Raw genomic sequence first — 24,339 nt, 5'->3', positions numbered from 1 at the left:
ATAACGGAGAAAAATGAAAACCTATAATACTCTATTTAAAGGTAAAGAACATTTTGCCGATTTTGTCAAAAAAAACGGAATAGAAGATGGAGAAAAAACTCTTATACAGGTTTTTTGCGGGATACCTAAAAAAAAATATATAAAATCTCTGATAAAAGATATATCCGATATTCTACCCAAAAGCAAACTGATTGGAACAACTACCGCACATGAGATTTTTGAAGAGAAAGTTTTGCGTAATTCATGCATTATTTCCATATCAGTATTTGAAGATACAATAATAAAAACTCTCCTGCTAAAAGGAGGTGATGATCTGGCTCTTGGAAAGTCTATAGCAAAAAGCACCATTTGTAAAAAAACAAAGGCTCTCATAGTTTTCTCCGATGGTCTTATCAGCGATGGAGAAAAAATAATAAAAGGCATAGAGTCAGTTTCCAAAAACATCAATATTGCCGGTGGCAGAGCAGGAGACAATGGATCGCTAATTGAAACTTTTGTCTTCGATAAAAATGAAATAGTAAATTATGGAGTAGTAGCTGCATCACTAAACTCCGATACTCTTAAGGCAGTGACAAGGTACAGTCTCGACTGGCAACCTGTTGGAAAAGAGATGAAAATCACTAAAGCAGAAGGGAACAGGGTTTATGAAATAGATGGCAAAAGCGTAAAAGATATATATAGAAAATATCTTGGTGATGAGATAGCACAGGAGCTTCCCTATTCGGCATCAGAATTTCCATTTATAAAAAAATCTGCAGACGGTACCTATATAGCAAGAGCGGCTATAAAGGTTTTTGATGATGGATCACTCTCTTTTATCGGACATCTAAAAAAAGGTGATATCGTAAGATTCGGCTTTGGAAATGCGGATATGATAATAACAAGCAGTCTTGAAAATACAAAGTACATTTCCAATACAAAACCGGAATCTATTTTTATATACAGTTGCGCCGCAAGACTCAATCTTTTACAAGAAGACGCCGCAAAAGAAATCGCCCCTTTCAGTAACACCGCCAAAACCTGCGGTTTTTTTACATACGGAGAGTACTACAGCAGTAAAGATAAAAACGAGTTGCTCAATATGACTATGACAATTCTTGCTCTTAGCGAAAATAGCGTTAACTCATACTTTTATGATAAAAGCAGTAATAAAAAAAATGAAAGAAACAATCTGTTTCAAAGCAAACATTTTAAACTTCTTAAAGCATTGACCAATCTATCAAATAGTGTTGCAAAAGACCTTAAAGAGGAGCAAGAAAAGCTAGAAAAACTCTTAAAAGAGACCCAAAGCCTTGCAAATAAAGACTATTTGACAGGACTTTACAACAGACACTTTTTTTACCAAAATGCCAAAAGAGTGCTTGAAAAAGCAAAACGTAACGGCAAGCCGTTAACCGTAGCTACAATAGATATAGATAAATTCAAAGAGATAAACGATACATTCGGGCACAAAGTGGGAGACAGAGTATTGAAAGAGACTGCAAAAGTATTGAAAAAATCATTAAGATCCTCTGATCTTTATGCCCGATTCGGCGGAGAAGAGTTTTGTGTACTCCTTGAAGATCTCTCTTATGAAGATGCTGTTGCTGTTTTTGAAAAAATGAGAAAAAATTTTGAAAACAATGTAATTACAGTAAACAAAAAACCTTTTAACTGCACTATCTCAATTGGTGTCTTTTACGGTCTTTGTAACGATATAGATCATATGATAGCCGAATCAGACATACTTCTTTATAAAGCTAAAAGAAGAGGAAGAAATAGAGTAGTCGCTCAAAAAGCGGATCTTTTTACTTGATCTATCCTGTTGTACCCTCAACCCACAACACAACCGCAAGTCCAAAACCGGTGATCATACCGAACATCCCAAGTATAATCTCAATCTTTTTTCTTTGCTCCGGTTTTTTTCTTATTAACGGCTGAGCAAGCATGATATAGACAAAGCCTATTACAAATCCTATCAGCAAACCAGATCCAATTACAAACGGCAGGCTTGTAAATATCATCTGTTCCCTTTTTATTTGGGTTTAAAATAGTATAGCAAAAATCTTTCTATATACTCTTAACATATATCGCTTCAATTAAAAATAAGAGCGTATAGTTTCGGTTCAATACATTTTTTCACTCGGTTCTATCTCATCTATTTTTATGTAAACTTTTGACAACTACAAAACTATATATGCCTAGATTTAATACAATCACAAAAATTCCCAATAAAATTTCAATTTCACGGGTAATACCCGCAGGATAAATTATATGCAATAGATAATGTTCTATAAATCCTCCTGTATACCCTTCTTCGCCGCTTATCTGTCTAAAATATTGTTCCCATGGAGTTAGAGGACAAATCCACCCCTTTATCTCCACCAAAGCTCCCCATATGACCGCAGGAATGTGTAAATACATAATCCAGCGTCTCCTCAATACAAGAAATCCTCCAAATAATACAAACAGAATAAATATAAAATGTAAAATCACAAGGATATCTGCAGCAATACGAAATAACATATAAATTTCCATTTTCAACTATATTCATATAAGGGTAAATTAGAGCAGATTCTAATATTTTAAATTATGCAATTATACAAGTTTAGGAGAAGGCTTGCCAAAATAAAACCCTTGAAACTCATCTATACCGAGCTCTTTTGCATATTGAAAAATCTCTTCGTCATATATAAATTCTGCAACCGTTTTGATGTTTAATTCCTTTGCAAAAACTGCAATAGTTTTGACTATAATTTTGCTCTCTTCACTGGTATGTATATTTCTTATGAGAGACCCGTCTATTTTCAGATAGTCCGGTTGCAACTCGAGTATATGAAAATAGTTCGAATACCCACTTCCAAAATCGTCAATAGCAATTTGCGCTCCGAATGAACGGACTTTTTTTATAAATGATTTAACATGTTCAAAATCTTTTATACTCTCATCTTCCGTAATTTCAAAAATAATTCTTTCCGGAGAAGCAAAAGAGTCAAGTTTTTTTATGATGTATTGCTGCATCTCTTTGTCGATAATATCATTTGGAGAGAGGTTGATTGAAACTTTTTCCTTTCTGTTTTCAAACATTCTGAAACTTTGATCGATAACAGCTTTGGAAATCTGTGGATACAGATTAAATTTTTGCGACAGTTCCAAAAATTCACACGGAGCTATCACCTCCTCTTTTCCATCAGTGTTTTTTATCATTCTTACCAAACTTTCATATTTTATAACTTTTCCATTTTTATCGGTAATCGGCTGATAATATACCACTATATTATTTTCTTCCAGAGCCTTTTTTATATCTTTTTTCAACGCAATGATTTTCTGCGTATCTTTTTTGGTATCAATTTTACTGCTATAAATTAGATATTCTCTCCTCTCTTCTCTGGCTTTTTCAAGAGCCATTAGAGCTTTCTCAAGCGATGTCTTTTTGCCATAAACAATTCCGGCCGTTATCTCTATATCTGTTTTAATACCAAGTTCCGGCAATACAAATGAGTGATTACGAACCGTTTCGTATAACTCTTTTATAAAATATTTACACTGGTTGGGATCAAATTTATCAAAAGCTTTCATAAAAACAAATTCATCGGAAGAGATTCTATAGAGTGAAAAATCTCTTTTTTGTGCAAAAGACTCCAGAAGCGAACCAAACTGCTTGAGTATTTCATTGCCGGCTTCAACGCCGTAAAGTTCGTTTATCGTTTTAAATGCATTGATGTCTACCAGTACCAATGCCCTGTTTTTATTACCTTGGGAATCTTTTCTAAAAGCTACTCTGTTTTTAAGCCCTGTCAGTTCGTCTGTATAAATAAGATTGTGAATTTTTTTGAGAAAAAAATCAAAACTGTAGTTTAGGATTATAAAAAGAATAAAGAGTGGAAAAATGAAAATGAACAAAAATTTGTAAAAGAGATCTCTTTTACTCTCTATCTCCTCAGTAACATCTTCAGCCGCCAGTAAAACTGCTGCCCTGTTTCCTTTATGATCATACAACACAAGATCGTTTTCTACAAAATAGTGTCTATCGTTATATGTAACAAAATTATTATCATCCTTACTGTGCAAATCTATCTTTTCAAATGCCTTAATAAAAAGTGGATCACTGCTTGCCAAAGAGAAATCATCCTTATCAATAAACTCTTTTTTTTCAATCATAACGGACTTCATCTCCTTTTTAATGGCAAGAGCATATTTCAGATCGATTATTTTTGTAAGTTTTCTTATAAAACTTGCAGGCTCTATCCCAAACTCTACAAGTCCAAGATACTCATTTTGATAAAATATCGGCAAAACGATTCTGTACGTCATTTTAAGTTTTCCAACTTCAAAACCGTAATGTTTTATTTTTTCTCTGTTTGTATCTATAATAATTTTTCTTTTTTTATTGAGTTTATCTCCGTACATCTCCGGTTTATGCACTCTTAAAAAAGCTGATCCATCTTCAAGCCTGAACGTCATGATTTTTACATAAGGATTCTCTTTTGCCATCTGCTTATAAAAGGGGGCAACTATTTTGTAAAGCTTTTCCCTGTTTCTCTCTTTGAAAGCCTCTTTGACTCCTGGCTCGTTCAGTATTCTAACCAGTCTTTTTTCATAAACGTCTCTCTCATGCTCCAGATTCTGATGAAAGAGTTTATGAAGAATCTTATCTTTTGCTTCTATAGTTTCATGCAGTTTTCTTTCAAATATATGGTTCACATAAAACAATATAATAGCAACAACTAGAAAAATAATAGAAAAAGTAGCAAATAGAGTACGAAACTTTATCTTTTCAGGTGATTGCATATTTATTCCAATATCTAATATTTTGTAAAATAGATGAAATTATAACAACTTTTATTTCTACAAATAAAACTTGACACAAGAAACATTATAAAAATTAATATATTTTAAAAAGTTTAATTTTTTAAATTAAATCTATTTTATACATACTAAGAAATTGTAATTTTTTTCAAGCAATAATTTAATAAGATAATAAGTGTAAATGTTTTATTATCTCTTTTTATTCTTTAAATTTGAGTATTTGATAAATTGTGATACAAAAATATCACATTTTTTTATTTGAAAAATTTAATATTTTTGGAAAACATATAGAATAGATGTTTGTAAAGAGTGATATAGACGATATGAAAACGATATTAAACTAAAAAGTTATCAAAAATTTTTGAATAAGAATTTAAGTAAAAATTATCATAATAAGATAAAATAACATAAGAGGTTGTTATACTCGTACTTTTAATAACAAAGCGTGTGATTTTGTCAAAAAAGGCTTTAATTAAGCTGCCCGGATAAAATATTTATGATATACTGTATATATAAAATCAGTAGAGGAACTATGAAATTGTTAAAGAGAATATACACAAAACTGGCAGTACTGTTTTTTGGCGGAATGATACTATCTGTATCCGCATATTCAAATGATCCAAGAATCGAGGAAGAACTTAAAGCTCCGCCTCCGGAAATACCTCTTAAATATGCTTTAGGTGAAGAGGCTTACAACAAAGCCATGACTTCCGGAAAATATTATTATAAAGGAAATACAAAATGCAGATTGTGCCATAGGCAGTTTTTTATCGGCCGAAAAAAAGACAAGCACGATTTTGCGATGAAAACCCTTATAGAAACCGGTTACCAGGACAATCCCCGATGTCTAGTTTGCCACACTACGGGTTATGGGGTACCTAACGGCTTTATCAGCACAAAAGAGACACCAAGACTTGCCAACGTCCAGTGTGAAGGATGCCACGGACCTGGAAGTTTGCATATAAAGATAGCAAGAAAAACAAAAAAAGGTGGTGGTTTTCTCGCTGGACCGGAAAATCCGGCCGTACTCAAAAAAATGTGTGAAGCATGCCATACCGAAAGATGGAATAGATCTTATAAAAAAGAAAATTTTCATGAAGCATATAAAAAGTACCGTGATCCAAATCCAAATAAAAAAAAGAAAGATAAAAACAGCAGGCAATGAAAAATATAAAAGTTTTTAAGAAAAACAGCATTATAGTCTGGCTTGTTTTTCTTGTTGTGACCCTTTCAGCAGTCTCTTTCTATAACTATCATATCCAAAAAAACATATTGTTAAAACAGATGCAAAGCGACGCAAAAGATATTGTTAACTCCATTACAGCAGCAATAAAAAGATTCCATGATATCAAATCAACAATGAATCTTCAAAAGCTCGTTAGCGATATGTCACTGGGTCTAGATATTTTCGAATTTAGATATCTCAAATCAGACGGCGTAATAAGCAACTCCATGTTTGAAGATGAGATAGGTAAGATACACGATTCAAAAAGTTTTAGAAAAACTATGCAGGGGGATATGGAGTTTGGAAAATTCTTTTTTGAAACAAGAGACTATGTAGACGTTATGGCGATATATTATCCAATCAGTATGAACAACGACCTGGTTGGTATTATAGACCTGGCGGTCGAAGTACCACAATATGCCCTTTTTGGAGGACAAAATCCAAAATCGTTTCTTGTAAACAAACAGACAGATATTATGAATCTTTTAAAAGCTATTGAGGGATCCATAAAAAACAGTATTTCAATATTTGAAGAGACAGATATAGAAGATTTTCTTGACAGATATGTACACTCAGCAGAAAATATTTTACAAATAACCGTTATAGACCAAAACGGCACTGTCGTAGTAAGCAGCAATAAAGAACTAATCGGTAAGAGACTCAGCCCTGTAGCTTTTAAAAACGGGCAGATTGCCGAATTAAACGGTAGACCAGTTTACAGAATGCTTGCAAATGAAGGTATTTTAGGCGGTGATGAAAACAAAAAACTTATGCTGCTTATTGATGCGGCACCATACAAAAAAAATGAAAAAAGACTTCTTCAAACCGCTTTGATTACCAGCGCGGTAGCACTCTTTATAGCTCTTTTTATCGCCAGGGCTATCTATCGATCTGCAATTGAACAGTCAAGAGAGGAAAAAGAGCGTCTAGAAAGACTTGTAAAAGAGAGAACAAAAGAGATAGAGCTTCTAAGTAAAACTGACTCTCTGACAGGTTTGTGGAATCGAAGGTATCTAGAAGAGATGTTAGAAATGGAGTTCAAAAGAGCTCGTCGCTACGGGCACAATATATCAATATTGATCGTTGACCTGGATCACTTTAAACATATAAACGATACATACGGACATATGGCTGGTGACGAAGTTCTGCGTCAGGTAAGCGAACGTATTCACAAATCTATAAGAGAAACAGACTTTGTTGGCCGATACGGCGGCGAAGAGATAGTGGTAATACTGCCTGAGACAGATATTAAAACTGCAAAAATAATTGCGGACAAGATTCGTCACTCTATAGCAGATAAACCTGTTCTGTTTGAGGAATATACAATCAAAATAACTGCAAGCATCGGTATTAGCAATCTTCAAACTGAACACAAAGACTATCACGAAGTATTTTCTGAAGCCGATGAGGCTCTTTACAGAGCTAAAAAAGAGGGAAGAAACAGGGTCGTTGTATATAAAAACAGAGAAGATTAACTAATCTTCTCCAAATATAAAGCAGATTGTAACTTTTTGTTAATCTTCCTGAAAACTCTTCTTAACGCTTTTTATTCTTTTAATTTTTTCTATACACTCTTTATCTTCAATCGGGTCAAATTTATCCATGATTCTCTGTTTAACAATATCATCTTTGATTCCGCCCGAATATTTATAAACTATTATCCCGCCCTCTCTGCCTTGATAAAGCGAAAGCAAAATTGTAGCTACAATAAAAACAACAGAATACTTTTCTAAATCAAATTTATTTGTTCTGCATGCAATCCATTTTAACAATGTAGTTACAAACAGCATTCCAACAACTACAAACCCAAACTCCTTATGCTCTTCAATCTCTTTTAATCCCTTTTCTAGAATATATGAACTGTTTATGATTTTTTGAGCATCGATAATTCCTGTAAAAAGAGCAAAAAATGATACAAGCAGAGAAAAAGCAAGTATTCGCGTCGTAGCTTTCGAATATGTTTTGTCTTTGGTAGCAAGATATGTCAACTGGGAAAAAAGAGACACCAGAGGCAAAGCTATTACAAAATGAACAAATGGAGGATGTAAAACTTCCATGATAAATCCTTTAAACCATCGGACTAATTTGATTATGCCAATTCCTATCTTGATTTTGGTTTAATTCATTTTCACAATATTTTTGATATCTCATAATCACCCTTTTGCTATAATTACCCTATGAATACGATTAATTTTATAAAAAAACCTGCAGAGAAATCCACTTTTTTTCTGCAAACAGCAGACAATAATGCATAAAAAGATTTTTACAAACAGTTTTGGCATCCTGTTTTCGAGGATTTTGGGTTTTATAAGAGACCTTCTTACAGCTTCTATCCTCGGCGCAAACGTTTACAGCGATATATTTTTCGTAGCTTTTAAATTTCCCAATCTTTTCAGAAGAATTTTCGGCGAAGGAGCTTTCATACAGAGTTTCATGCCCTCTTTTATCGCCTCAAAGAACAAAAGCATCTTTCAGGCTGCGGTTTTTTTGAGATTTTTGGCGATCATCCTTTTTATCTCGATACTTGTAACTTTTTTCGCACCTTATGCAACCAAACTGATAGCTTTTGGTTTCAGCGACGAACTGGTAGTCAAAGCGGCTCCGTATGTGGCTCTGAATTTTTACTATCTTGATCTCATTTTTATAGCTACATTTTTAGCCGCTCTTTTGCAATACAAAGAGCACTTTGCTACTACGGCATTTTCAACAGCTCTACTCAATATTGCTCTTATAACAGCTCTTCTTGTATCCAGAAACAAAGCTGAAGAGGAGATAGTATGGGCTCTTAGCATTGCAGTCATAGTAGGCGGTTTTTTACAGGTTGGAGTCCATTTGATAGCGCTGAAAAAATTGAATCTCTGCAAAATGTTCATAGGTGGATTTTTTAGACTCAAATCAGGCTACAAAAAGATTGAAAAAGATATCGCAAAGTTTAACAAAAACTTCATTCCCTCCATATTCGGAAACAGTGCGGCGCAGATATCAGCTTTTATCGATACATGGCTTGCCTCTTTCCTGGCAGCCGGATCAATAAGCTATCTATACTACTCAAACAGGATTTTTCAGCTTCCTCTCGCACTTTTTGCCATTGCAGCGGCTACAGCTATTTTTCCTTCCGTTTCAAAAAAACTGAAACAGAAAAAGGAAAATGAAGCTCTAAAATTTTTAACTCAAGGGTTTTGGCTGCTCTTTTTTCTGCTGACTCTCTCTACAGTGGGCGGCATTATGCTCTCACATGAGATTGTATGGCTTCTCTTTGAAAGAGGGGCTTTCACAAGAGAAGATACTTTAAATACCTCTTTGGTACTGGTGATGTATATGGGCGGACTCCTGCCCTATGGTTTGGCAAAGATATTTTCCCTTTGGCTCTATTCTACCGATCGGCACGGCAAAGCGGCAAAGATAGCAGGAGTATCTCTTGGCGCAAACATCGTGCTTTCTGTTTTGCTTATATTTCCCTTGCAGGCGGCAGGACTGGCTCTTGCATCTACGCTATCCGGTTTTCTGCTTTTTGCCATGACTGTCAAAGAGTTTGGTACCAAAAGATTTTTGGTTATAATTGCGGATAAAAAAGCCCTATATCTGATAGCGGCTATTATAATAGAGATAATTATCTTATATCTGGCCAAAGGTTTCATTGATGGTTATTTATGACAGTTCCAAAAAAAAAGAGGTGGTTTTTAAACCCGTAAAAGATAAAGAAGCGCGTATCTATGTCTGCGGACCCACAGTTTATGATGACGCTCATCTCGGACATGCAAGAAGTGCCATTGTTTTTGATCTGCTCCGACGTACACTTGTAAAACTGGGTTTCAAAGTCACTTTTATGAAAAATTTTACCGATATAGACGACAAAATAATAAAAAAGGTGTTTGAAAGTAAAAAAAGCTTAGAAGAGATAACAGGATACTATATCAAAAGGTATCTTGAAGATATGGATGCCCTTAATGTGCAAAGAGCTGACATTGAGCCCAAAGCTACCGAGTCTTTGGAAGCGATGTTTGAGATGATAGAAAGACTCTTGGAACAGGGTTGCGCATATAGAACCAAAAGCGGCGATATCTACTTTGACATCTCCAGCGATGCTCTGTACTGCTCTCTTTCACACAAATGCGATGAAGAGAGCCTGAGCCGCGTAGAACCAAATCCCGAAAAGAGAAACAGCGGCGATTTTGCACTCTGGAAAGCCTGCAAAGGCGAAAACGATATCTGCTTTGACTCGCCTTTTGGCAAAGGACGACCCGGATGGCATATAGAGTGTTCGGCGATGATAGACAAATTTCTCGCTTACAAAAACGAAGAGTATGCCATAGATATCCACGGCGGCGGTGCAGACCTCTTTTTCCCGCACCACGAAAACGAAGCTGCACAGACCAGATGCGCAAATCACCAAAAGCTGGCAAAATACTGGATGCATAACGGTTTTGTAACTATAAGCGGCGAAAAGATGAGCAAAAGTCTTGGAAACAGCTTTTTTGTCAAAGATGCACTTAAGATTTATGATGGAGAAATACTCCGTTTCTATCTGCTGGCAACTCACTACAGGCAGAGCCTGAACTTCAACGAAGAGGATCTTTTGCAAAACAAAAAGAGACTCGATAAGATATACAGACTAAAAAAGAGGATATATGGCATAAAGCCCTCATCTGCGGATAAAGAGTTTGAAAAGAGTTTTCTTGAAGCTTTGCAAGAAGACCTCAATATATCAAAAGCCCTGGCAGTAATCGATGCAATGACGGCCCAGGCAAACGAACATCTGGATAAAAACCCCAAAGACAAAGCTTTCAAACAGAAAACCGCTGCCAATATTGAACTAATAACTGAGGTATTGGCAATCGGTACAAAAGATGCGTATGAGTATTTCCAGCTCGGTATCGACAAAGATACAAAAAGAAAAATCGAAGAGCTTATAGATAAGAGAACGGAAGCCAAAAAAGCGAAAGATTTCAAAAAAGCGGACGCTATAAGAGAAGAGCTTCAGAATATGGGGATAAACATCATGGATACCCCGCAAGGCACATTATGGGAGAAGGCGTAGATTGAAAAAACTGTTCAGATATTACCTGCCCTACCTGAAAGAGTACAAACTACAATTTTTCTTTGCCATCATAGGTATGGTAATGATCGCTGTAGGAACTGCAGGAACTGCACAACTGATAAAACCTGTTCTTGACGAGATATTTATCAATAAAGACGAAGAGATGTTAAAAATCATGCCTTTTGCCATATTTGGCGTCTTTTTTCTCAAAGGTCTAGGAAGATATATACAGACCTACTATACCACATATATCGGGCAGGATGTAATCAGAAGACTCAGAGACAATCTTGTAGGACATCTTCTGCATCAGGATATCGACTTTTTCAAGAAAAAGCACTCCGGCGAACTTCTCAGCCGTGTAACAAACGATATAGCGAGAGTACAGAACGTTGTCTCAAACATGATACCCGAATTTGCAAGGGAGATTTTGACTATTATCGCACTTGTGGGATACGTCATATATCTAAGTCCCAAACTTAGTTTCTATTTTCTTGTCATTATGCCTCTGGCTGTCATACCTCTTAGCAAACTTGCAAAAAAGATGAAAAAATACTCAAAACTCTCACAGGAGAGCACTTCTGACCTGACCTCAAGATTAAACGAGATATTTCAAAATATCGAAGTGATCAAATCAAACTCGACTCAACCGTATGAGCTTGAAAGATTTGAAAAAGAGAACAGAAGAGTTTTCAAATACGCTATAAAACAGATAAAAACCAACGCCCTCACCTCTCCGGTAATGGAACTTCTGGGTTCTATCGCCATAGGCCTTGTCATCTATATAGGCGGAAAAGAGGTTATTGACGGCCATATGACCGTAGGTAGTTTCTTCGCCTTTTCGGCTGCACTTTTTATGCTCTATGACCCGATACGGAGACTCTCCGGACTATATAACAAGATGCAGGACGCTGTAGCCGCTACAGAAAGAATGTTTGAGCTTTTGAGCATAAAACCGACTGTGAAAGAAGGTGACAAAGACCTACCAGAGAAAATAGAAAATATCCGCTTTGAAAATGTAAAACTGAGCTATGAGGACAAAGAGGTGCTCAAAGGTATATCATTTGAAGCAAACAGAGGAGAGAGTGTGGCTTTCGTTGGCGACAGCGGTGCGGGTAAAAGCTCGATTGTCAGCCTACTTGTAAGATTCTATGCCCCCGACAGCGGAAAGATACTCATAAACGGTATACCTATTGATGAGTTCAGACTCAAGTCCCTCCATAAAAAAATAGCCTATGTAACACAAAACATCTATATATTTAACGACACTATAGCCCAGAATGTTGCATATGGCGAAGATGTTGATGAAGAAAAAGTGATAGAAGCTTTAAAAAAAGCGTATGCATGGGAATTTGTAAAAGAGCTCCCGGAAGGTATACATACTCTTCTGAGCGAGGGAGGAGCAAACCTATCAGGCGGACAGAAACAGCGTATCGCTTTAGCGAGGGCTTTTTATAAAGATCCGGAGATACTGATACTCGATGAGGCTACAAGTGCACTTGACAACAGAAGCGAAAGATTTATCAAAGAGGCAATATTTGAATTTTCAAAAGAAAAGATAACATTTATCGTTGCACACAGACTGAGCACCATTGAAGATGCAGACAAAATAATAGTTCTCAAAGAGGGACAAAAAGTCTGCGAAGGAAAACACAAAGAGCTTCTTGAAAAATGCGATGTTTACCAAAATCTGCAAAAAACGATTCATTAATTGGCTATTTATATATTTTTAAGTATAATCCGTGTTAATTATAGAAATTGGGGTAGATATGTTCGAATATGAAAAGATAAAAAATATTATTTTCAAACTTGACCCTGAGACGGCGCATCATATAGTAGAGTGTTCACTCAGAGCCGCTGATATGCTGCCTGTTCTATTCAATCCTTTTATCGAAAAAAATTTTGTGGACGACGAGAGATTGGGTCAGAATATTTTGGGCAAAACTTTTTACAATCCCATCGGTCTGGCCGCAGGTTTCGATAAAAACGGCACAATGATAAGACCTATGCTTGCTCTTGGATTTGGCTTTACAGAGATAGGTACCGTTACCCCAAGACCGCAAAGCGGAAATCCAAAGCCCAGACTCTTCAGATATCCACAATTCGAATCCATTCAAAACGCTATGGGATTTAACAATGACGGCATGTACAAAGTCCAGCAAAGACTCAAAAAAAGATTTCCTTTCGTAACGCCTGTGGGAGTAAATATAGGAAAAAACAAAATAACCCCTGAAAAAGAAGCACTTAACGACTATGAACAGCTTATCAAAGGATTCAAAGAACTTTGCGACTATATGGTGATAAATATCTCCTCTCCAAATACACCTGGTCTAAGAGACCTGCAAAACGAGGAGTTCATAAACGCGCTTTTCAATATGGCAAAAGATATCACCGACACGCCTATACTACTAAAAATCGCGCCCGATATGGAAAAATCGCAGGCTATTGATCTTACTTCTATGGCTGTCGAAGCGGGTGCAGACGGGATAATAGCGACAAATACCACAGTCGATTACTCTCTTTTGCCGGATTCAAAAGATTTTGGCGGAATAAGCGGAAAAGTGCTTAAAGAGAAGAGTTTTGAGATATTTCAAGCCATAGCAAAAGAGCTGTTTGGAAAAACCGTTCTCATATCTGTTGGCGGTATAGACTCTGCCGAAGAGGCTTACAAAAGACTCAAAGCAGGAGCCTCCGCTGTTCAGATTTACAGCGCTTTGATATTTAAAGGCCCGGGTCTTGTCAAAGAGATAAACGAAGGATTGTTGAAGCTTATGGAAAAAGAGGGATACACTCATATCAGTGAAGTAATTGGGTCTGATTTGAAAAGCTCAGCCAATCAGTCGTCACATACCAGTTTATAATTTTTTGTCAATTAAAGAGTTACGACTAACTGGCAAAAGACTCGAATACAAAGAAGGTATTATGATAAAAACGGTAAAACTTGTTATTTTTTCTATAATTTTCACAGGAGTTTTGATGGCCTCTACATTGCCGAAGTATTACGAAAAAACGTTAGATAACGGCCTTAAAGTGGTAGCTATACCTATGCATAACGAAAGCGGTGTTATCACCACCGATATATTTTACAAAGTTGGCAGCAGAAACGAGGTAATGGGAAAAAGCGGAATAGCCCATATGCTCGAACATCTCAATTTCAAATCCACCGAAAACTTAAAAGCCGGAGAATTTGATGAGATAGTCAAAGGTTATGGCGGCATCAACAACGCTTCAACCGGTTTTGACTATACGCACTATTACATAAAATCAAGCGCTAAAAATCTCTCAAAATCACTTGAACTTTTTGCTGAACTTATGCAAAACCTGAAACTCAAAGATGAAGAGTTTCAGCCAGAGAGAAAAGTTGTAGCCGAAGAGAGAAGATGGAGAACAGATAATAATCCAGTAGGATATCTATACTTCAGACTCTTTAACAACACGTATATATATCATCCCTACCACTGGACCCCGATAGGTTTTATGAAAGATATTCTAAACTGGACCATAGAAGATATAAAAGAGTTTCATAAAATATACTATCAGCCTCAAAACGCCATAATTGTGGTCAGCGGCGATATAGATCCGAAAAAAGTTTTTGAAAATGCCCAAAAATATTTCGGTCATATAAAAAACTGTTGCGATATACCTGAAGTGCATCAGGTTGAACCGAAACAGGATGGCCCAAAAAGGATAGAGATATACAAAGAAAGCGAAGTTGAAATGATAGCGATAGCTTATCATATACCAAATTTTGAACATCCCGACCAGGTTGCACTCTCTGCTATAAGTTCGCTTTTAAGCGATGGCAAAAGCAGCAGACTTTATGAAAATCTTGTTGATAAAAAAAGACTTGTAAATCAGATATACGCTTATAATATGGAAACTAAAGATCCGGGTGTCTTCATTTTCCTTGCCGTTTGCAACCCGGGCGTCAAAGCGGCCGATGTGGAAAAAGAGTTTTTAAAAGAGATAGAGAAGATCAAAGAGGGAAAAATCACAAAAGAAGAGCTCGAAAAAATAAAAATAAATACAAGAGCCGACTTTATATTTTCTCTCGAAAATTCAAGCAACGTCGCAGATCTTTTCGGTAGCTATCTTGCACGGGGCAATCTTGAACCGCTTTTGAAATATGAAGAAAATATCGCCAAACTCAAAATAGAAAATTTAAGCGAAACGGCCAAAAAATATTTCAAAACTGAAAATTCCACTACTCTGATTTTGAGAAAAAACAACGGGGAGAAAAATGAATAGACTCAAAGGTGCAATGACGGCTCTTATAACGCCGTTCAAAAATGGAAAAATCGATGAAGAGAGATATGCGAAACTTATAAAAAGACAGTGTGAAAATATGATAGATGTGGTTGTACCGGTTGGTACAACCGGAGAGAGCGCAACACTTAGCCATGATGAACATAAAAGATGTATAGAGATAGCTGTAGAGGTCTGTAAAAATACCGAAACAAAAGTTATGGCGGGTGCAGGAAGCAACTCTACGGCAGAAGCGCTCGATCTGGCAAGTTTTGCACAAAAAGCCGGAGCCGACGCTATTTTATCGGTTACGCCATACTATAATAAACCAACACAAGAGGGGCTTTATCAGCACTACAAAGCTATAGCCCAGTCAGTTGATATACCGGTTCTTCTTTATAACGTTCCGGGAAGAACCGGTGTAGATCTGCAGCCTGAAACAGTATTTAGACTTTTTGACGATGTGGAAAATATATATGGTATAAAAGAGGCGACAGGTTCTATCGAAAGATGTGTAGAACTATTGGCGAACAGGCCGGAACTTTATGTAATAAGCGGCGACGATGCCATAAACTATCCGATTATTGCAAACGGTGGCATGGGAGTTATATCCGTCACGGCAAATATTATGCCAGATAAGATTTCCACACTGGTACATGCAGGAATAGCCGGTCAGTTCGACACGTCAAAACTCATAAATGACGAACTGTTTGAATTAAATAAAGTGCTTTTCTGTGAAAGCAACCCTATTCCAATAAAAGCGGCCATGTATATAGCTGGACTTTTGGACAGACTAGAATACAGACTGCCGCTTGTGGCACCATCAAAAGAAAATATGAAAAAGATAGAAGAAGTCTTGAAAAAATATGAAATCGTGAGGTAAAAATGAGCAACAAAACATTGGTAATAAGCGGTGGAACGAGAGGAATCGGCAAAGCGATAGTTTATAGATTTGCCAAAGAGGGAGTAAATGTAGCTTTTACTTACAGAAGTAACGAAGAGGAAGCGCAAAAAATTGTAAAGGATCTGGAAGAGAACTATGGTATAAAAGCCAGATGCTATCCTCTGGACATAATGCATCCAAACGAGTACAAAGAGCTTTTTAGAAAAATCGACGAAGACTTTGATAGAGTCGATTTTTTTATATCCAATGCAATAATTTCAGGTCGCGCCGTTGTCGGAGGTTTCGCTCCATTTATGAGACTTAAACAGAAAGGTCTTAATAATATTTATACTGCAACAGTTCTTGCTTTTGTGGTTGGAGCTCAAGAAGCAGCTAAAAGAATGGAAAAAGTCGGCGGCGGAAGCATAATCAGTATGAGTTCAACAGGCAATATAGTCTATACTCCAAACTATGCGGGACACGGCAACGCTAAAGCGGCAGTAGAAACAATGGTAAAATATGCCGCCATGGAACTTGGAGAAAAGAATATACGTGTAAATGCAGTTAGCGGTGGGCCTATCGATACCGATGCCCTTAAAGCTTTTCCAAATTATGAAGAGGTTAAATACGAAACGGTAAAAAGAGCAGCTATCAAAAGAATGGGACGACCCGATGATCTTGCCGGTGCATGCTGGTTTTTATGCAGCGAAGATGCAGGCTGGATAACAGGACAAACCATCGTCGTTGACGGCGGAAGCAGTTTCAGATAATAAAGATTATGATACTGAATATTCCCAATATTCTGGCTCTGATCAGATTGCTAATAGCGCCTTTTATGTTTCTTTTTCTGGTCAACAGGGATCTTTTTCCGAATATCCATCCCTCATGGCTCGATTTTTTTGCGGCGTTTTTATTTGTTTTGGCTTCAATCACCGACTTTTTTGATGGATATATTGCAAGAGAGTTCAATCAGATTACCCAACTTGGTAAAATTCTGGACCCTCTTGCAGACAAAATGCTCACCCTTGCCGGTTTTCTTGGCCTTATGATGCTTGAACGTGCAAATCCCTGGGCAATATATCTGATACTGACAAGAGAGTTTTTCATAACAGGCCTCAGAGTTGCTGCCGTAGGAGAAGGAAAAGAGATATCAGCATCATTTTTGGGAAAAACAAAAACTGTAATTCAGATGTTTGCCATAGGTTTTCTTATAATGAACTGGCCTTTTGGTGAAGTCCTGCTTTGGCTTGCCGTTGCGATTACACTTTATTCAGGATATGAGTATATCAGGGAATATATGAAGCAATAACTAACAAGGACTTTAATGGGTTTTATAGTTTCTTTACTGGTTTTATCTTTTTTAATATTTTTTCATGAACTTGGCCATTTTTTAGCAGCCCGACTCTTTGGTGTAAAGGTTGAAAGATTCAGTATCGGTTTCGGAAAAGTTATCGCCAAAAAGCAGATAGGAGAGACCGAATGGGCTCTAAGTTCCATTCCACTTGGCGGATATGTCAAGATGAAAGGCCAGGATGATACCGATCCTACCAAAAAAAGTTTTGATCCTGACAGCTACAATTCAAAAAAACCGTGGCAGAGAATCATCATTCTTTTTGCAGGCCCCTTTGCAAACTTTTTCCTTGCATTCTTGCTCTATTTTACAATAGCTTTGATGGGCAGCGACACATACGCTCCGGTTATAGGAGAAGTTTTGCCAAATTCCGCCGCATATGAAGCGGGACTTAAAAAAGGTGATAAAATAATAAAAATAGATGATACTCCCATACGCACATGGGAAGACCTGAGTAAAGCTATCAAAGAGAGCCGTGGTACCATAAAACTTGTTGTTGAAAGAGACGGAAAAGTTTTTAATCTCGAACTTATACCCAAGATCAGTGAAACAAAAAATATTTTTGGCGAAACAGTAAAAAGAAGAATGATAGGTATAGCTCCCTCGGGTGATCTGGTCAAAGTAGAATACGGTTTTCTTGAATCATTCAAAGTAGCATTTGAAAGAACAGTCCAGGCAGGCAAGATGATAATCGTAGGTATAGAAAAGATGATAGAAGGCGTTGTTCCTCTTAAAGAGGTAGGAGGCGTAATCTCTATCGTTGATATTACAGCAAAAGCCAGTCAGATCGGTATTGTAGCACTCTTTTCTCTTACTGCGCTTATCTCTGTAAACCTTGGAGTTTTAAATCTTTTACCAATACCTGCTCTTGACGGAGGGCATATTATATTTAATCTTTATGAAATGATAACAAAAAGGACACCCAGTGAAGAGGTGCTATACAAACTTACCCTGCTGGGATGGTTTGTACTCTTTATGCTTATGGGGCTGGGCATCTACAACGACATAAACAGACTTTTAGGAGCTTCAAATGGATAAAATGAGACTAAGAGAAAACTTTGATGAGATAGTTCAAAGAGTCGAAAAAGCAAGACTCAGAGTTAGCGAGTATCATATAGTAAAAATAGTGGCTGCAAGCAAATATGCCGGAACACAAGAGATAGAAGAGCTTTATGACTTAGGCCAGAGAGCCTTCGGTGAAAACAGGGTACAGGACCTAAAAGAAAAGTCGCAGGCCCTTGAACATCTGCCCATTGAATGGCATTTTATAGGCAGACTTCAAAAGAACAAGATAAATCATCTAATAGACCTCAATCCCTTCCTTATGCAGTCTCTTGACTCCTATGAACTGGCACTTGAACTGGACAAGAGGCTTATAGCAAAGGAAAGTGTAATGGACTGCCTTTTACAGATAAACAGTGCAAAAGAGGAGACAAAAGCCGGCGTCTATCCGGAAGAGGCATTTGACACATATCAAAGAATCATTGCAGACTGCAAAAAGATAAATCTAAAAGGCGTTATGACCATAGGCGCCCATACCGATAACGAAGAAGAGATAAGAAAAAGTTTTGAAACTACATACAAGATTTACGAAGCTCTTCAGCCACACGGAGCCAAAATCTGTTCTATGGGAATGAGTCACGATTTTGAACTTGCCATTGAGTGCGGAAGCAATATGGTGCGTATCGGTAGCCTTTTTTTCAAATAGTATGACGTAAAAGCGTCATACTTCGCACTCAGGCGGTTCTGTATCACACTCTTTGCCGCAATACTTGGCTTCCATCTCCTCAAGTGCTTTTCGCATCTCTGTGAGTATCAGACTGGCCGCTACATCTTCATCCAGTTCCGGAATATCCCAGCCAAACCTTTTCATCCACTTTTCAAAAACCTCTTTGGTATCCCGGTTTATATCATCCGAATACCTGCACTCTTCTATATATTCTGCTCTCATCTTCTATCCTTTTCATATTTTCTGCAATAATACATTAACATAATTTTTACCGGTTTTTCTTGTTACAACCTTCTATGCGCTATCTCTTCGAGCAAAACTGTGGCGTAGCTCCCTTTTGGGAGAAAAAAACGAAGTTCATACCATGCGTTCTCTTCTTTGTAGCAACCCTCTATATTTTCCGGAAAAATCCATGCAAATCTTCTATCTCCGTATGCGGTTATATTTTCATCATCAAAATCTTTTTCGATATCTCTTGCAAGTCCGTTGGCTCTTTTCGTTTTCGCTCCGGGTAGCAGTCCGGTCGGACTGATAACTCTTTGAAAAAATCTCTCGCTCTCCTCTATTACGCTCTCTATCTCAAAAAGCCTTCCGTGGGGATAGTGCTGAGCCAAATCTCCCGGCAGAAGCTTGAAAAACTGTCTCTGTTCTTTCAGCTCCTCTATTATCCCTTCAGGCAGATCCAGAAGCGTCATCAGCTCCTTTTTTCCGAAACTCTCTACAAACTTGGATATCTCTACCCTTTTTGATAGCCAGAGATTGAAAAGATGACTCTGGTAGGCATTTACAAAGAGTCTCTCTTTTTTTCTGTTTCTCTCTCTTCTTTTTCCCTCCACTATCTCTTTTCCCAGTATATAGTTATCTCCCTCTATTCCAAAACGCTGATATCCGAAGAAGTTGGGCATACCCTCTTTTTCTATTATTTTTATAACATTGTCTATCTTTTTGGCATTAATGCTAGAGACCTTTTTTAGTTTTATATAAAACCTGTTTCCTTTCAGATGACCTGTACGTATCTTGTTTTTGTGTCTATCGGTTTGTGTGATTTTGATATCCGGATGCGAAAAAGAACTGAGTTTCCCTTCATATTTTTTGTTTATGGAGATATGCTGATATGTAAGTGCATTTTTGTCTTTAAGTCCCGCATATCCTATATCTCTGACTTTGACTCCCAACTGCTCGCTGAAAATTTGGAGCATCTGCCAGGTGGTAAGGTTTCTTTTTCTGACTTTCAAAATCAGATGCTCCCCTTCCCCGCTGAAAGGATACAAAGGAACCTCTTCGACCACAAAAGTCTCAGGAGACTGTTTGAAATAAAAATCTATCGGTGAGTGATTCAAAAAAAAGATTCTATCCATTTGGTTCCTTTTTACTATATATTGATGTAGGACCATTCGCTTACGAAAAACTGATCACTGTTTATTTATCTTAAAAATGATGCGGTCTGCATCTGTTTTTATAACTTTTCCTTGCCGCTTTTGCAAAAACAGTTAAAGGTGTTCTGGTTTTTTTGGAAATTCCCATTATTACAGGTAGATATTTTTTGTCGAAAGCAAAGAGCAGTTCAAACTCTTCGCCGCTACAACCGATAGCTTTTGGTATTTTTTCAAAAAACTCAAATCCCATCCTGTTCGCACGGGAAAGCTTTTCGAGATCATGAAACAGACCGTCTGATATATCCATCGCGGCATTCATATATTTTGCAGCTTTTTTCATAAAACTGTCTCTTAAAACTGGTTTTATAAACTTTGAACTTCTAGGTATTTTAAAACCTCTTTGTAATCTGCCAAGATCTTTTTTTACAGTTCCAAGTTTTCCGGTATACGCTATCAGATTACCCTCTTTTATCCCTTTTCTAAATATCGGATTTTTTGATTCGGAAATTATAGTGATGGAGATATCAAGTTTTGGTCCGCTTACGGTATCTCCGCCTACTATTTTCACCCCGTATCTTTCTGCCGCTCTTTTCAGGCCATCAGAGAGAATCTCCATCTCATAAGGTGTGATATTTTTTGGCATAGATACCGTTAGAAGTGCATACAGGGGTTTTGCATTCATGGCTAAGGCATCTGAGATGTTGACAAGCATCGCTTTTTCTCCGATATCATCAAGCCTCATCCACTCTCTTTTGAAATGGACATCTTCAAAAAAGGCATCCTGTGAATATACATAATTATCTATAACACATGCATCGTCACCAATAAACTTATTATTAAAAAGATTTATAAAATAACTCTCTTTGTCCAACCCTATCCTTTCATAATTTTGGTAATTATTGTAACAGAGAGCTTCTTAAAACATAATGCAAAACTATTTTTAAACTTTTTAATATTATAAAATGATATAATCAAAAAAAATTTCACCATAAGGAAAGCTTGGATGGAAATTCCTGTTTATAAATATGATGTGATAATAGTCGGGGCCGGGCTTGCCGGATGTGCTGCGGCAAGAGAGATACAAAAAGCCGGCAAAAAAGTGGCGGTTCTTACAAAACTGCATCCACTAAGAAGTCACTCCGGAGCTGCGCAAGGCGGTGTAAATGCAGCGCTCAGTGAAGATGACGACATTGAACTCCATATGTTCGATACCGTAAAGGGCAGTGACTATCTTGCAGATCAGGATGCCGTAGAATTGATGTGTTCCAAAGCACCTGAAACTATAAGATGGATTGAGCATATGGGTGCGGCATTCAGCAGAAAAAGCGACGGGAAAATTGCACAAAGGCCTTTTGGGGGACAGAGCAAACCAAGAGCCTGCTATGCAAAAGACAGGACAGGACTTACCCTGCTTCAGACTATATATGAGCAGGCACACAGAGCAGGTGTAGAGTTTTGGGATGAATGGTATGTAGCCGATATTATTTATAAAAACGGAAAAGTATCAGGAGTATGCGCTTACAACCTAAGAGATACATCTCCTGCAGTTTTCAACGCAAAAGCCGTTATGTTTGCTACAGGCGGATATGCAAGAGCCTTCAAAGTAAACTCAAACGCCCATGCAAACACGGGAGACGGTCTTTCCATATTTGCAAGACACGGATTGCCTCTTGAAGATATGGAATTTGTTCAGTTCCATCCGACCGGCCTTGCCGGAAGTGGGATTTTGATATCCGAAGCTGCGAGAGGAGAAGGCGGAAGACTCTATAACGCTCTTGGTGAAAGATTTATGGAAAAATATGCGCCTGAAAAGATGGAACTTGCTCCAAGAGACGTAGTCAGCCGCGCGATAACAAAAGAGATACTTGAAGGAAGAGGTGTAGGACCCAACAAAGATGCCGTCGCCATAGATCTGACCCATCTTGGCGAAGAGATCATAATGGAAAGACTTCCGGAGCTAAGAGACCTTGCTCTTACATTCCTCGGACAGGATATGATAAAAGAGCCTATTTATATTGCTGCTACTGCACACTATTCCATGGGCGGGATACCTGTAGATATCGAGGGACATGTGAGAAAAAATACAAATGAGTTTGCAGAAGGGTTATATGCTGCCGGTGAGTGCGCCTGCGTTAGTGTACACGGTGCAAACAGACTCGGGGCAAACTCTTTGCTTGAAGCTCTCTTCTTTGGAAGACATGTGGGAGAAACTATAATAAAAGATATGGAAAATGGAATCTCCTGCGAAGAGGCGACTGCCGAAGATGCTCAAAATATGATAAAAGAGCTCGAGTTTATCATGACAAACAACGGAACCGAAAAAACTTCCAAACTAAGAACGGAACTTCAAGAGAGCATGACTGCAAATGCCGGTGTTTTCAGAACGGAAGAGTCGCTTAAAAAACAGAAAGAAAAAATCAAAGAGCTAAGAGAGAGATTTAAAAACATCCGAATAGAAGACAAATCGAAAGTATTCAACACAGACCTTCAAGAAGCGATAGAACTTGGGCATATGCTTGACTATGCCGCATTTATTGTTGAAGGAGCATTGGCAAGAAAAGAGAGCCGCGGAGCTCATTACAGAGAAGATTATCAAAACAGAGATGATGAAAACTTCCTGAAACATACAATGGCTTACATGGATGAAGAAGGAAATATCAGCCTTGAGTATATGGATGTAACTCTGGGCAGATTTGAACCTCAAGAGAGAAAATATTAGGCCCAAAAGGAAAAAATATGAGCAATACAAAAAAAGTAACACTAAATATTTTTAGATTTAATTCCGAAACAGATTACCTTCCTCATTATCAAAAAGTCGAACTCGAAGTAAGCCAGGAGGAGGTTGTTCTCGACCTTTTAAACAGAATAAAATGGGATATAGACGGAAGTTTCAGCTACAGAAGAAGCTGTAGACACGGAATATGCGGAAGCTGTGCGGTAAAAGTAAACAACAAAACTGTACTTGCCTGTAAAGAGAGGGTATTTGATCTGATAGATATATTTGGAACAGATTGGACTATCGATCCTTCAAGTAAGTCAAGAGCGATAAAAGACCTCGTTGTTGATAAAAAAGATTTCTGGGAAAAATACAACGCAGTAACACCTTATCTTGTCGCCGACATAGACGAACATCCGGAATGTGAAAACATCATACTTCCCGAAACTGCAGAAAAACTTGAAGAAGCAGACTACTGCATCCAGTGCGGATGCTGTTACTACGCATGTCCGGTCATAGAGGTAAACGAGGACTATTTCGGACCGGCAGCATTCGTAAAAGCCTATAGATTTAATGCCGACGTCAGAGATAACGCCAAAATAGACAGACTCAAAACAGTCGACCCTATCGGACCGGGAGTTTGGGACTGCGTAAAATGTTTCGAGTGCAGCGAAGCTTGTCCGAAAGATATAGACCCGCAGTCAAAAATCACAAAACTCCACAACCAGCTTTTCGAAGAGGGAGTGGCTGAGAATAATGTGGCAAGCCGACATGCTGTAGGGTTTAAAAAATCTATTGAAAAACACGGTATCCTTGACGAAGGAATGCTTGTTGCATACAGCGAAGGGTGCGCAGTGGTCAAACACATACCGGAAGCTTTAGAGATGTTCAAAAAAGGCAAAATCGTAATGCCTTGGAATATGCCTAAATCGAAAAATATGGACGAAATCAAAAAACTCGTCAAAATTTCTTCAACAGCCAAGTTTTAAAA

At 37.6% G+C, this 24,339-nt stretch carries 22 protein-coding genes; 15 read left to right on the top strand and 7 right to left on the bottom strand.

Features of this window, described 5'->3' with window-relative positions; all coding sequences use genetic code 11:
* The first annotated feature begins 13 nt into the window (after positions 1-13).
* Positions 14-1,795, top strand: a complete 1,782-nt coding sequence (locus EPR_RS04380) for a sensor domain-containing diguanylate cyclase (protein ID WP_200764058.1) — start codon at positions 14-16, stop codon at positions 1,793-1,795.
* Position 1,796: 1 nt separating this feature from the next.
* On the opposite strand, the gene EPR_RS04375 is transcribed toward EPR_RS04380, so the two are convergent.
* The 3 genes from EPR_RS04375 to EPR_RS04365 all read right to left on the bottom strand — a co-directional run bounded on the left by EPR_RS04375 (position 1,797) and on the right by EPR_RS04365 (position 4,770).
* The gene (locus EPR_RS04375; protein WP_200764057.1) at positions 1,797-2,003 is read right to left on the bottom strand and encodes a hypothetical protein; all 207 of its coding nucleotides are present in this window, start codon (positions 2,001-2,003) and stop codon (positions 1,797-1,799) included.
* A gap of 130 nt (positions 2,004-2,133) precedes the next feature.
* Positions 2,134-2,517 carry a DUF2784 domain-containing protein gene (locus EPR_RS04370; RefSeq protein ID WP_234697194.1) on the bottom strand — a complete coding sequence of 128 codons (384 nt, stop codon included), beginning with the start codon at positions 2,515-2,517 and terminating at the stop codon, positions 2,134-2,136.
* Positions 2,518-2,577: 60 nt separating this feature from the next.
* Positions 2,578-4,770, bottom strand: coding sequence for an EAL domain-containing protein (locus EPR_RS04365; protein ID WP_200764055.1), 2,193 nt, complete (start codon positions 4,768-4,770; stop codon positions 2,578-2,580).
* 556 nt (positions 4,771-5,326) lie between these two features.
* Between EPR_RS04365 and EPR_RS04360 the strand changes: the two genes are divergently transcribed.
* Complete coding sequence (locus EPR_RS04360; protein ID WP_200764054.1) at positions 5,327-5,953, top strand: multiheme c-type cytochrome; 627 nt, start codon at positions 5,327-5,329, stop codon at positions 5,951-5,953.
* Entirely contained in the window at positions 5,950-7,488 is a 1,539-nt protein-coding gene (locus tag EPR_RS04355; RefSeq protein ID WP_200764053.1) for a GGDEF domain-containing protein, read from the top strand. The genes EPR_RS04360 and EPR_RS04355 overlap by 4 nt, the downstream gene beginning before the upstream one ends.
* Before the next feature lie 39 nt (positions 7,489-7,527).
* On the opposite strand, the gene EPR_RS04350 is transcribed toward EPR_RS04355, so the two are convergent.
* Complete coding sequence (locus EPR_RS04350) at positions 7,528-8,070, bottom strand: DUF2231 domain-containing protein (RefSeq protein ID WP_200764052.1); 543 nt, start codon at positions 8,068-8,070, stop codon at positions 7,528-7,530.
* Positions 8,071-8,260: 190 nt separating this feature from the next.
* On the opposite strand from EPR_RS04350, the gene murJ reads away from it, so the two are divergent.
* From murJ to EPR_RS04300, 10 genes are all read left to right on the top strand, one after another.
* Positions 8,261-9,667, top strand: coding sequence for a murein biosynthesis integral membrane protein MurJ (gene murJ, locus EPR_RS04345; RefSeq protein WP_200764051.1), 1,407 nt, complete (start codon positions 8,261-8,263; stop codon positions 9,665-9,667).
* Positions 9,654-11,051, top strand: coding sequence for a cysteine--tRNA ligase (gene cysS / locus EPR_RS04340; RefSeq protein ID WP_200764050.1), 1,398 nt, complete (start codon positions 9,654-9,656; stop codon positions 11,049-11,051). The genes murJ and cysS overlap by 14 nt, the downstream gene beginning before the upstream one ends.
* A 1-nt stretch (position 11,052) precedes the next feature.
* The gene (locus EPR_RS04335; protein ID WP_200764049.1) at positions 11,053-12,759 is read left to right on the top strand and encodes an ABC transporter ATP-binding protein; all 1,707 of its coding nucleotides are present in this window, start codon (positions 11,053-11,055) and stop codon (positions 12,757-12,759) included.
* Positions 12,760-12,817: 58 nt separating this feature from the next.
* The gene (locus EPR_RS04330; protein ID WP_200764048.1) at positions 12,818-13,909 is read left to right on the top strand and encodes a quinone-dependent dihydroorotate dehydrogenase; all 1,092 of its coding nucleotides are present in this window, start codon (positions 12,818-12,820) and stop codon (positions 13,907-13,909) included.
* 115 nt (positions 13,910-14,024) lie between these two features.
* A complete protein-coding gene (locus EPR_RS04325) occupies positions 14,025-15,296 on the top strand; it encodes a M16 family metallopeptidase (protein WP_420827468.1) in 1,272 nt (423 codons plus the stop codon).
* On the top strand, positions 15,289-16,176 hold the full coding sequence (dapA, locus tag EPR_RS04320) for a 4-hydroxy-tetrahydrodipicolinate synthase (protein ID WP_200764046.1): 888 nt from the start codon (positions 15,289-15,291) through the stop codon (positions 16,174-16,176). Before EPR_RS04325 ends, dapA begins: the two co-directional genes overlap by 8 nt.
* A 2-nt stretch (positions 16,177-16,178) precedes the next feature.
* The gene (locus EPR_RS04315; RefSeq protein ID WP_200764045.1) at positions 16,179-16,946 is read left to right on the top strand and encodes an enoyl-ACP reductase; all 768 of its coding nucleotides are present in this window, start codon (positions 16,179-16,181) and stop codon (positions 16,944-16,946) included.
* A gap of 8 nt (positions 16,947-16,954) precedes the next feature.
* Positions 16,955-17,485 carry a CDP-diacylglycerol--glycerol-3-phosphate 3-phosphatidyltransferase gene (pgsA, locus tag EPR_RS04310; protein WP_234697176.1) on the top strand — a complete coding sequence of 177 codons (531 nt, stop codon included), beginning with the start codon at positions 16,955-16,957 and terminating at the stop codon, positions 17,483-17,485.
* Positions 17,486-17,500: 15 nt separating this feature from the next.
* Positions 17,501-18,565 (top strand): RIP metalloprotease RseP, encoded by a 1,065-nt coding sequence (rseP, locus tag EPR_RS04305; protein ID WP_200764044.1) that lies wholly within the window; start codon positions 17,501-17,503, stop codon positions 18,563-18,565.
* Complete coding sequence (locus EPR_RS04300; protein ID WP_200764043.1) at positions 18,558-19,235, top strand: YggS family pyridoxal phosphate-dependent enzyme; 678 nt, start codon at positions 18,558-18,560, stop codon at positions 19,233-19,235. Before rseP ends, EPR_RS04300 begins: the two co-directional genes overlap by 8 nt.
* 15 nt (positions 19,236-19,250) lie before the next feature.
* Here the strand turns inward: EPR_RS04300 and EPR_RS04295 are convergent, their stop codons facing one another.
* The 3 genes from EPR_RS04295 to EPR_RS04285 form a co-directional block, all read right to left on the bottom strand.
* Positions 19,251-19,478: a hypothetical protein gene (locus EPR_RS04295; RefSeq protein ID WP_200764042.1), complete on the bottom strand. Its 228-nt coding sequence runs from the start codon at positions 19,476-19,478 to the stop codon at positions 19,251-19,253.
* A 62-nt stretch (positions 19,479-19,540) separates the two neighbouring features.
* Complete coding sequence (gene truD / locus EPR_RS04290) at positions 19,541-20,614, bottom strand: tRNA pseudouridine(13) synthase TruD (RefSeq protein ID WP_200764041.1); 1,074 nt, start codon at positions 20,612-20,614, stop codon at positions 19,541-19,543.
* 70 nt (positions 20,615-20,684) lie between these two features.
* Entirely contained in the window at positions 20,685-21,503 is an 819-nt protein-coding gene (locus tag EPR_RS04285) for a thiamine-phosphate kinase (protein WP_200764040.1), read from the bottom strand.
* Positions 21,504-21,635: 132 nt separating this feature from the next.
* On the opposite strand from EPR_RS04285, the gene sdhA reads away from it, so the two are divergent.
* Both sdhA and EPR_RS04275 read left to right on the top strand, forming a co-directional pair.
* Positions 21,636-23,351 carry a succinate dehydrogenase flavoprotein subunit gene (gene sdhA, locus EPR_RS04280; protein ID WP_200764039.1) on the top strand — a complete coding sequence of 572 codons (1,716 nt, stop codon included), beginning with the start codon at positions 21,636-21,638 and terminating at the stop codon, positions 23,349-23,351.
* Between the two features lie 17 nt (positions 23,352-23,368).
* Positions 23,369-24,337, top strand: coding sequence for a succinate dehydrogenase/fumarate reductase iron-sulfur subunit (locus EPR_RS04275; protein ID WP_200764038.1), 969 nt, complete (start codon positions 23,369-23,371; stop codon positions 24,335-24,337).
* Positions 24,338-24,339: the final 2 nt, after the last annotated feature.

It is taken from the genome of Nitrosophilus alvini (assembly GCF_015100395.1).
Lineage (GTDB): Bacteria > Campylobacterota > Campylobacteria > Campylobacterales > Nitratiruptoraceae > Nitrosophilus > Nitrosophilus alvini.
The sequence above is the reverse complement of the archived record's forward strand: the minus strand, read 5'-3'. Positions and strand labels throughout refer to the sequence as shown.

Coding starts and splice junctions, on each gene's coding strand:
- EPR_RS04380 (WP_200764058.1), top strand. CDS start 14: ATGAAAACCTATAATACTCTATTTAAAGGTAAAGAACATTTTGCCGAT.
- EPR_RS04375 (WP_200764057.1), bottom strand. CDS start 2,003: ATGATATTTACAAGCCTGCCGTTTGTAATTGGATCTGGTTTGCTGATA.
- EPR_RS04370 (WP_234697194.1), bottom strand. CDS start 2,517: ATGGAAATTTATATGTTATTTCGTATTGCTGCAGATATCCTTGTGATT.
- EPR_RS04365 (WP_200764055.1), bottom strand. CDS start 4,770: ATGCAATCACCTGAAAAGATAAAGTTTCGTACTCTATTTGCTACTTTT.
- EPR_RS04355 (WP_200764053.1), top strand. CDS start 5,950: ATGAAAAATATAAAAGTTTTTAAGAAAAACAGCATTATAGTCTGGCTT.
- EPR_RS04350 (WP_200764052.1), bottom strand. CDS start 8,070: ATGGAAGTTTTACATCCTCCATTTGTTCATTTTGTAATAGCTTTGCCT.
- murJ (WP_200764051.1), top strand. CDS start 8,261: ATGCATAAAAAGATTTTTACAAACAGTTTTGGCATCCTGTTTTCGAGG.
- cysS (WP_200764050.1), top strand. CDS start 9,654: ATGGTTATTTATGACAGTTCCAAAAAAAAAGAGGTGGTTTTTAAACCC.
- EPR_RS04330 (WP_200764048.1), top strand. CDS start 12,818: ATGTTCGAATATGAAAAGATAAAAAATATTATTTTCAAACTTGACCCT.
- EPR_RS04325 (WP_420827468.1), top strand. CDS start 14,025: ATGGCCTCTACATTGCCGAAGTATTACGAAAAAACGTTAGATAACGGC.
- dapA (WP_200764046.1), top strand. CDS start 15,289: ATGAATAGACTCAAAGGTGCAATGACGGCTCTTATAACGCCGTTCAAA.
- EPR_RS04315 (WP_200764045.1), top strand. CDS start 16,179: ATGAGCAACAAAACATTGGTAATAAGCGGTGGAACGAGAGGAATCGGC.
- pgsA (WP_234697176.1), top strand. CDS start 16,955: ATGATACTGAATATTCCCAATATTCTGGCTCTGATCAGATTGCTAATA.
- rseP (WP_200764044.1), top strand. CDS start 17,501: ATGGGTTTTATAGTTTCTTTACTGGTTTTATCTTTTTTAATATTTTTT.
- EPR_RS04300 (WP_200764043.1), top strand. CDS start 18,558: ATGGATAAAATGAGACTAAGAGAAAACTTTGATGAGATAGTTCAAAGA.
- EPR_RS04295 (WP_200764042.1), bottom strand. CDS start 19,478: ATGAGAGCAGAATATATAGAAGAGTGCAGGTATTCGGATGATATAAAC.
- truD (WP_200764041.1), bottom strand. CDS start 20,614: ATGGATAGAATCTTTTTTTTGAATCACTCACCGATAGATTTTTATTTC.
- sdhA (WP_200764039.1), top strand. CDS start 21,636: ATGGAAATTCCTGTTTATAAATATGATGTGATAATAGTCGGGGCCGGG.
- EPR_RS04275 (WP_200764038.1), top strand. CDS start 23,369: ATGAGCAATACAAAAAAAGTAACACTAAATATTTTTAGATTTAATTCC.